This window comes from Pseudomonas sp. S4_EA_1b (genome assembly GCF_016307435.1).
In the GTDB taxonomy this organism is placed as follows: Bacteria; Pseudomonadota; Gammaproteobacteria; order Pseudomonadales; family Pseudomonadaceae; genus Aquipseudomonas; species Aquipseudomonas rhodesiae.
The window spans coordinates 69,339-77,415 of sequence record NZ_JAEILC010000046.1; the positions used below are offsets into that span (position 1 = coordinate 69,339).

An 8,077-nucleotide genomic window follows, 5' to 3' on the forward strand; every position below is an offset into this window, starting at 1 on the left:
GTGGACTGATCAGTCGAACACGCCGAAGGTCATGTAGCTGAACCACGAGCGGTCCTGATTATTGCCCAGGGCTTGCGGTTCTTCCTCTTCGATCACGTCGCCGTTTTCGTCGTGCGGCTTGAGGTCGGAAGGAATAGCGTCCTTGGCGTCCTGGAATTGCTTGATCACGTCCTGGTTGGCGCGGGTTTCGCCCGGCGGCAGCGGTGGACGGGATTCGATCAGGCCCAAGGTGTACTTGCTCAGCCAGGAGCGGTTGTCCGCTTCGGCAACCTGAGGCACGAACTGGCCGTCTTTTAGGCTTGGATGATCGGGATAGTTGAGTTTGAGGGTTTCCAGGCTAGTAGTAGCCAGTTCGTCCAAGTGCAGGCGCTGATAAGCCTCGGTCATTACGGCCAGGCCATCACCCACGGATGGGGTTTCCTGGAAGTTCTCCACCACGTAGCGGCCACGGTTGGCGGCGGCGACGTAGGCCTGACGGGTCAGGTAGTAGTGCGCGACGTGGATCTCGTAGGAAGCCAGCAGGTTGCGCAGGTAGATCATGCGCTGCTTGGCGTCCGGCGCGTAGCGGCTGTTGGGATAGCGGCTGGTGAGCTGGGCGAACTCGTTATAGGAGTCGCGGGCCGCTCCCGGGTCGCGCTTGGTCATGTCCAGCGGCAGGAAGCGCGCCAGCAGGCCAACGTCCTGGTCGAACGAGGTCAGGCCCTTCATATAGTAGGCGTAGTCCACGTTCGGGTGCTGCGGGTGCAGGCGGATGAAACGCTCGGCGGCGGACTTGGCGGCTTCCGGCTCGGCGTTCTTGTAGTTGGCGTAGATCAGCTCTAGTTGGGCCTGGTCAGCGTAGCGACCGAACGGATAGCGTGACTCCAGTGCCTTCAGCTTGGCTGTGGCGCTGGTGTAGCTATTATTGTCCAAGTCTTTCTGAGCCTGTTGGTACAGCTCGACTTCGCTCAGGTTTTCGTCGACGACTTCCTTTGTTGACGAGCAAGCAGCAGTCATGGCGAGGATGGCGATCAGCAGCAGGTGTTTCACTTGCATGGCGGCTTGCGTCCCTATGACGGCCGCTGTCTTGGGCGGGGCCGTCCTGTTATGATGAGCGCCCCGTTGAAAGCCTCGGGGCAAAAGACGCCGTATTTAACCACAAGCGCGCAGCCGAAACCAAAGGCTGTGCCACGCCTAGTCTGAGCATGTCCGATAAAATTGAACTTCGCGCAGAGGTGCCGTCCGAATTGGGCGGCCAACGCCTCGATCAAGTCGCCGCACAATTATTCGCTGAGCACTCGCGCTCGCGCCTTTCCGCCTGGATCAAAGACGGCCGCCTGACTGTGGATGGAGCGGTTATCCGCCCGCGAGACATAGTCCATGGCGGTGCGATTCTTGAGCTGACTGCCGAGCAGGAAGCCCAGGGAGAGTGGGTCGCCCAGGACATCGAGCTGGATATCGTCTATGAAGACGACGACATCCTGGTCATCAACAAACCTGCAGGCCTGGTGGTGCACCCGGCTGCCGGGCACGCTGATGGCACTTTGCTCAACGCCCTGTTGCACCACGTACCGGACATCATCAATGTGCCGCGTTGCGGCATCGTGCACCGACTGGACAAGGACACCACCGGTCTGATGGTGGTCGCCAAGACCATTCAGGCCCAGACCCAACTGGTCACCCAGTTGCAAAGCCGCAGCGTCAGCCGGATCTACGAGTGCATCGTGATCGGCGTGGTGGTGGCCGGTGGCAAGATCAACGCCCCTATCGGTCGCCACGGCCAGCAACGCCAGCGTATGGCGGTGATGGAAGGCGGCAAGCAGGCCGTGAGCCACTATCGAGTCCTGGAGCGTTTCCGGTCCCACACCCATGTGCGGGTCAAGCTGGAAACCGGTCGTACCCACCAGATTCGCGTGCACATGGCCCATATCAACTTCCCGTTGGTCGGCGATCCGGCCTACGGCGGTCGCTTCCGCATTCCGCCGGCCGCCAGCGCGACCATGGTTGAATCGCTGAAATCCTTTCCGCGTCAGGCCCTGCACGCGCGCTTCCTTGAGTTGGATCATCCGACGAGCGGTAAGCGCATGAGCTGGGAATCGCCGCTGCCGGACGACCTGGTGTGGTTGCTGTCGTTGCTCAAACAGGACCGCGAGGCGTTTATCGGATGAATGACTGGCTGATTCCTGACTGGCCCGCGCCGGCTCAGGTCAAGGCCTGCGTCACCACCCGTGCGGGCGGCGTCAGTCTGGCGCCGTTTGACAGCCTCAACCTGGGCGATCATGTCGAGGACCGCCTTGAGGCCGTCCTGGAGAATCGCCATCGACTTTCCCAAACCTTCGATATCCAGCCAACCTGGCTACGGCAGGTCCATGGCGTGAATGTCGTCAAGGCCGACCCCGGTCGCACCCTCGAAGCCGATGGCTGCTGGACCGACACGCCGGGTATCGCCTGCACATCCATGACTGCCGATTGTCTGCCGGCGCTGTTCTGCAACCGCGCCGGCACCCGCGTGGCAGCCGCCCACGCCGGTTGGCGGGGGTTGGCGGCCGGCGTACTGGAGGCGACGGTCGATAGCCTGGCCGCCGAGCCTGACGACGTATTGGTCTGGCTGGGCCCGGCGATTGGGCCCCAAGCCTTTGAGGTCGGTCCGGAAGTGCGTGAAGTGTTCATGCAGCAACTGCCGGCGACTGCCCAAGCGTTCGGGCCGAGCCGTAATCCTGGCAAGTTCATGGCCGACATCTATCAACTCGCGCGCCTGCGCCTCGCTGCGCGCGGCATCACGGCGGTCTATGGTGGTGGTTTGTGCACCGTGACCGATCCGCGTTTCTTTTCTTATCGTCGCAGTCCTCGCACCGGACGATTCGCCTCCCTTATCTGGCTTGAGCGCTAGACTCTTCTGATCTGCGTCAACTGTTTGTTGCTTGAATCTCCCAGAATCGACCACATCTATAAGGGTATCTGGCAGGTTTCTTCATTCAGGATGTGTTTATAGATCCGGCCTGCTCAAAAGGAAGGTGACTAATGCGTATTGATCGTTTAACCAGCAAATTGCAGTTGGCCTTATCGGACTCTCAATCCTTGGCGGTGGGCCTCGACCACCCGGCCATTGAGCCTGCGCACTTGATGCAGGCGCTCCTGGAGCAGCAAGGTGGTTCCATCAAACCCTTGTTGATGCAGGTGGGCTTTGACGTCAACAGCCTGCGCAAGGAGTTGAGCAAAGAGCTCGACCAACTGCCGAAAATCCAAAACCCCACTGGCGACGTAAATATGTCCCAGGATCTGGCGCGCTTGTTGAACCAGGCCGATCGTCTGGCTCAACAAAAAGGTGACCAGTTCATCTCCAGCGAACTGGTGCTGCTCGCCGCCATGGACGAGAACAGCAAACTGGGCAAGTTGTTGCTGGGGCAGGGCGTCAGTAAGAAAGCCCTGGAAAATGCCATCAACAACCTGCGCGGTGGCGATGCGGTGAACGACCCTAATCATGAGGAGTCGCGCCAAGCCCTGGACAAATACACCGTCGACCTGACCAAGCGCGCCGAAGACGGCAAGCTCGACCCAGTGATCGGTCGAGACGATGAAATTCGTCGCACCATCCAGGTACTGCAGCGTCGCACCAAAAACAACCCGGTGCTGATCGGTGAGCCTGGCGTAGGTAAAACCGCGATCGCCGAGGGGCTGGCCCAGCGCATCATTAATGGTGAAGTGCCGGATGGCCTCAAAGGCAAGCGTCTGTTGTCTCTGGACATGGGGGCGCTGATCGCCGGTGCCAAGTTCCGCGGTGAGTTCGAAGAACGCCTCAAAGCTCTGCTGAACGAGCTGTCCAAGCAGGAAGGACAGATCATTCTGTTTATCGACGAACTGCACACCATGGTCGGCGCCGGTAAAGGCGAAGGCTCCATGGATGCGGGCAACATGCTCAAGCCGGCGCTGGCTCGCGGTGAGCTGCATTGCGTGGGCGCCACGACGCTTAACGAATACCGTCAGTACATCGAAAAGGACGCGGCGCTTGAGCGGCGCTTCCAAAAAGTGCTGGTGGAAGAACCGAGCGAAGAGGACACCATCGCAATCCTGCGTGGCCTCAAAGAGCGTTATGAGGTTCACCACAAGGTGGCGATTACTGACGGGGCGATCATTGCGGCGGCCAAATTGAGCCATCGCTATATCACCGACCGCCAGTTGCCCGACAAGGCGATTGACCTGATCGACGAAGCGGCGAGCCGTATCCGTATGGAAATCGACTCCAAGCCGGAAGTACTCGATCGTTTGGATCGGCGCTTGATCCAGCTGAAGGTGGAATCCCAGGCCCTCAAGAAGGAAGAGGACGACGCGGCGAAGAAACGCCTGGAAAAACTCCAGGAGGAAATTCAGCGCCTGGAGCGTGAGTACTCCGACCTCGAAGAAATCTGGACCTCGGAGAAAGCCGAAGTGCAGGGTTCTGCTCAGATCCAGCAAAAAATCGAGCAGTCTCGTCAGGAGCTGGAGGCCGCACGCCGTAAAGGTGATCTGAACCGTATGGCCGAGTTGCAGTACGGGGTGATTCCCGATCTGGAGCGCAGTCTGCAGATGGTCGACCAGCATGGCCATAGCGAGAACCAGTTGCTACGCAGCAAGGTGACCGAGGAAGAAATTGCCGAGGTTGTCTCCAAGTGGACCGGCATTCCTGTATCGAAGATGCTGGAAGGCGAACGCGACAAGCTGATGAAAATGGAAAGTCTGTTGCATCAGCGCGTTATCGGTCAGGAAGAGGCCGTCGTGGCGGTATCCAACGCGGTGCGGCGTTCCCGTGCAGGGTTGTCCGACCCGAACCGTCCAAGTGGATCGTTCATGTTCCTCGGCCCGACCGGTGTGGGTAAGACCGAACTGTGCAAGGCCCTGGCTGAGTTCCTCTTCGATACTGAAGAGGCCATGGTGCGGATCGATATGTCCGAATTCATGGAGAAACACTCGGTCGCTCGCTTGATCGGTGCGCCACCAGGCTATGTGGGCTACGAGGAGGGTGGCTACCTGACCGAAGCTGTGCGGCGCAAACCTTACTCGGTCATCCTGCTGGATGAAGTCGAGAAGGCCCACCCGGATGTGTTCAACATCCTGCTGCAAGTGCTGGAGGATGGCCGTCTGACCGACAGTCACGGGCGTACGGTGGACTTCCGCAACACGGTGATCGTAATGACCTCCAACCTGGGCTCTACACAGATCCAGGAATTGGTAGGAGATCGTGAGGCCCAGCGCGCAGCGGTGATGGACGCGTTGACCTCGCACTTCCGCCCGGAATTTATCAACCGGGTCGATGAAGTGGTGATCTTCGAGCCATTGGCGCGGGATCAGATCGCCGGCATCACCGAGATCCAGTTGGGCCGCCTGCGTGGTCGTCTGGCCGAACGCGAGCTGTCGCTGGAACTGAGCAGCGAAGCGTTGGACAAGCTGATCGCTGTAGGTTACGACCCGGTGTATGGCGCACGACCTCTGAAACGTGCGATCCAGCGCTGGATCGAAAACCCGCTGGCGCAGTTGATCCTCTCGGGCAGTTTTATGCCGGGAACCAGCGTCACAGCCAGCGTGGAAAACGACGAAATCGTCTTCCACTGAGGCCTGACCGCCGGTTGATAAGAGAAGGCCCCGCATTGCGGGGCCTTTTTTTTCGCTAGGGCGTTGAACTGTAAGGCAAAGGCTTGTAAAGTGCGCCCCGCAGCAACGTCAACCCACGGGTTTCTTCTCCCCAAGAAGAAATCAGAAACAAGCGCAAATCATTGTCTTAAAAGCAATTTAAAGGGTTGACAGGGGTTTTTAAGATTGTAGAATAGCGCGCCTCAGAGACACGAACGTAGCGATACGTAAACGTCGAAGAGGAAGTAAAAAGCAGTAAGTTGTACGTTTGAAATGCTAAGTTCCGTGATAGCTCAGTCGGTAGAGCAAATGACTGTTAATCATTGGGTCCCAGGTTCGAGTCCTGGTCACGGAGCCAATTTCAAATCGGGGTATAGCGCAGTCCGGTAGCGCGCCTGCTTTGGGAGCAGGATGTCGGGAGTTCGAATCCCCCTACCCCGACCATATTTGGGTCGTTAGCTCAGTTGGTAGAGCAGTTGGCTTTTAACCAATTGGTCGTAGGTTCGAATCCCACACGACCCACCATTTTTGAGACCAGTTGACGCTGGAATCAAATCTTAGAATCAGAGGTTCTAGCTCTGATAGAGGCGGTTTTACGGTTTTGGAAAGTGTTACAGCACTTAGATATCGCCGTAGACATGCAGCCGTCTGAGGCGAACAGTAGTTTCGGTTCGTCATGATGTCAATGTGCATAGGCTTTGCGATGCGCATTCCGGGGTATAGCGCAGTCCGGTAGCGCGCCTGCTTTGGGAGCAGGATGTCGGGAGTTCGAATCCCCCTACCCCGACCATATTTAATGAAAAAGGCGTCTTTATGACGCCTTTTTTTGTGCCTTGAGCAAAGTCGTACCGTTCGTCTGGAAAAAATCCGGATTTCGACCTGGTTCTTTATTCCGGGCATGCGAAAGCCTCTGGCCAACCAGAATTCCCTATAGCCAGTGCGCTTTGATTATGAGCGTACTAGGGCGATGCTCTGGAAAATGATGAGCTTCGCATTGAATGCTCAGTTGAGGTGCGTTTCCTGAATGTGCCGACACCAAGCCCGCTCGCCATTAGCGTCAATAGTAGACTCTGCTCTACTTGATCTACTGGTGGGTCCATAGAGCATGTCATTGACTCGCGATGCAGTTGCGCAGATGCGAGCTCGAGAGCCTTCTGTAGCGCGCTTCGGCCAGTCGACTTGGTCCGCCGATCAATACTGACCTCTGTGCTGCTAGATTGTTGTGGAGCTGGCAGCTTCTTGGGCTCTGGTTGAGCGGTTTCCTGTGAATGCACACCTATTTTGGCGGGTAAGGGGGCAGAGGGTTTGCCACTTGGATCAACCCGTGTCACTCGGCTCAGAGCGCCCTGAGCCCGACTCCGCTCATGTAGAACAGCACGCATATGGTCGTAGTCCGCCTCTATGTAATTCATCGTTGTCGCTAGATTCGAATGATTCAGCAGGCTTTTCGTGAGATGAATGTTTCGCTCAGGCTGCTTCATCAAGTCTGTTGCTAATGTGTGCCTGAAGCGGTGAGGGGTCATGCGCACGCCGATCTTATCGGTGAGCTTGCCGTACATTGACTCCACCTGGTCGATGTTCATTTCCTTGCCATGGAAGTGACGAGAGAATCTGTTGACGTTGAACAGCTGATCGTCTGGTGAAAAACCGATTTTCTCGGCCTCCCCCAAGATCCTGGATAAGTGTGGAGCGAGTCCTTCCATAATGGGGAGGAAAAACTCCCGATGGGTCTTCTCTGTTTCACCGCGGACCAAGATCATCTGGCTGTCCCAGTCGATATCTTTGTAACGCAGGCACAGCAGGGCATTCAGACGTATGCCTGTGTAATAAAACATCTCGAAGACGCTGAGCCAGAACCAGGCAGGTGTGATCTGGCTACGTTCATGCGTACAACGTTCTTGGCCTACAAGGGATATGAGCCAGTTGCGTGCTCGTTGGATGGCGTCTCCATTGATTGTCTTGCTGGCTCGCTTTGGTGGGATAACGCTGGTTTTCTTGAATGGGTTGATCGTGGTATGGGTCATCAGGCCGTGTTCTATGGCGTAGCCCCAAACAGTTCGAAGGTGATTTGAATAGGTGTTCCAGCTGCGTTTGGATAATCCGTTCTCAAGGACTTTTTTTCGCCATGTCAGAACCGCACGATGATCGATCTCCTCAACTGAGGCCGTTCGGAAATGCTTGAGTAGTGCTTTGGTCGAGGCGCGATAGATCTTTGCACTGGCAGGCCGCAGATCATGGGCAAAGATGTATTCCTCCGTCAGATTCGAGGGCGTCGTCATTGTGGCGGCTCCGTTGCTTCTGACTTCAAGGACAGGCTGATATTGTCGAAAGGGACCTCAGAGAAGATTGTTCGCGGGTCTAGTAGTAAGTACCCCTTGAGCTGCTTGGATTTTCGAGGTCCAACAACGTCACAGGTCCAAATATTCAAACTCTTATGCGTTTTTCGATGAAGTTTCTGTTTCTCGAAACTACGTTGCGGATTCCACGCCATCCG

Annotated in this window: 6 protein-coding genes and 4 tRNA genes; 7 read left to right on the forward strand and 3 right to left on the reverse strand. The window is 56.9% G+C overall.

What is annotated here, in order from left to right; translation table 11 throughout:
* Window positions 1–9: 9 nt before the first annotated feature.
* Window positions 10–1,035: an outer membrane protein assembly factor BamD gene (locus tag YA0848_RS16585; RefSeq protein WP_169867962.1), complete on the reverse strand. Its 1,026-nt coding sequence runs from the start codon at window positions 1,033–1,035 to the stop codon at window positions 10–12.
* 149 nt (window positions 1,036–1,184) lie between these two features.
* On the opposite strand from YA0848_RS16585, the gene rluD reads away from it, so the two are divergent.
* The 7 genes from rluD to YA0848_RS16620 all read left to right on the forward strand — a co-directional run bounded on the left by rluD (window position 1,185) and on the right by YA0848_RS16620 (window position 6,373).
* Complete coding sequence (gene rluD, locus YA0848_RS16590; RefSeq protein WP_024073341.1) at window positions 1,185–2,147, forward strand: 23S rRNA pseudouridine(1911/1915/1917) synthase RluD; 963 nt, start codon at window positions 1,185–1,187, stop codon at window positions 2,145–2,147.
* Entirely contained in the window at window positions 2,144–2,869 is a 726-nt protein-coding gene (pgeF, locus tag YA0848_RS16595; RefSeq protein WP_169902846.1) for a peptidoglycan editing factor PgeF, read from the forward strand. Before rluD ends, pgeF begins: the two co-directional genes overlap by 4 nt.
* A 131-nt stretch (window positions 2,870–3,000) precedes the next feature.
* Entirely contained in the window at window positions 3,001–5,565 is a 2,565-nt protein-coding gene (gene clpB, locus YA0848_RS16600) for an ATP-dependent chaperone ClpB (protein WP_034095825.1), read from the forward strand.
* A gap of 300 nt (window positions 5,566–5,865) precedes the next feature.
* A tRNA-Asn gene (locus tag YA0848_RS16605) sits at window positions 5,866–5,941 on the forward strand.
* Window positions 5,942–5,950: 9 nt separating this feature from the next.
* A tRNA-Pro gene (locus tag YA0848_RS16610) sits at window positions 5,951–6,027 on the forward strand.
* 5 nt (window positions 6,028–6,032) lie between these two features.
* Window positions 6,033–6,108 (forward strand) — tRNA-Lys (locus YA0848_RS16615).
* Between the two features lie 188 nt (window positions 6,109–6,296).
* Window positions 6,297–6,373: transfer RNA gene (locus YA0848_RS16620), tRNA-Pro, on the forward strand.
* 169 nt (window positions 6,374–6,542) lie between these two features.
* Here the strand turns inward: YA0848_RS16620 and YA0848_RS16625 are convergent.
* Together YA0848_RS16625 and YA0848_RS16630 are read right to left on the reverse strand one after the other, a co-directional pair.
* A complete protein-coding gene (locus YA0848_RS16625) occupies window positions 6,543–7,862 on the reverse strand; it encodes a site-specific integrase (RefSeq protein WP_008432853.1) in 1,320 nt (439 codons plus the stop codon).
* Window positions 7,859–8,077: conjugal transfer nickase/helicase domain-containing protein (locus YA0848_RS16630; RefSeq protein ID WP_198712565.1), on the reverse strand; the 219-nt coding region annotated here is incomplete at its 5' end. The genes YA0848_RS16630 and YA0848_RS16625, both read right to left, overlap by 4 nt.

Excerpts from the sequence above, each read along its gene's own strand:
- YA0848_RS16585 (WP_169867962.1), bottom strand. The coding sequence starts at position 1,035 with ATGCAAGTGAAACACCTGCTGCTGATCGCCATCCTCGCCATGACTGCT.
- rluD (WP_024073341.1), top strand. The coding sequence starts at position 1,185 with ATGTCCGATAAAATTGAACTTCGCGCAGAGGTGCCGTCCGAATTGGGC.
- pgeF (WP_169902846.1), top strand. The coding sequence starts at position 2,144 with ATGAATGACTGGCTGATTCCTGACTGGCCCGCGCCGGCTCAGGTCAAG.
- clpB (WP_034095825.1), top strand. The coding sequence starts at position 3,001 with ATGCGTATTGATCGTTTAACCAGCAAATTGCAGTTGGCCTTATCGGAC.
- YA0848_RS16625 (WP_008432853.1), bottom strand. The coding sequence starts at position 7,862 with ATGACGACGCCCTCGAATCTGACGGAGGAATACATCTTTGCCCATGAT.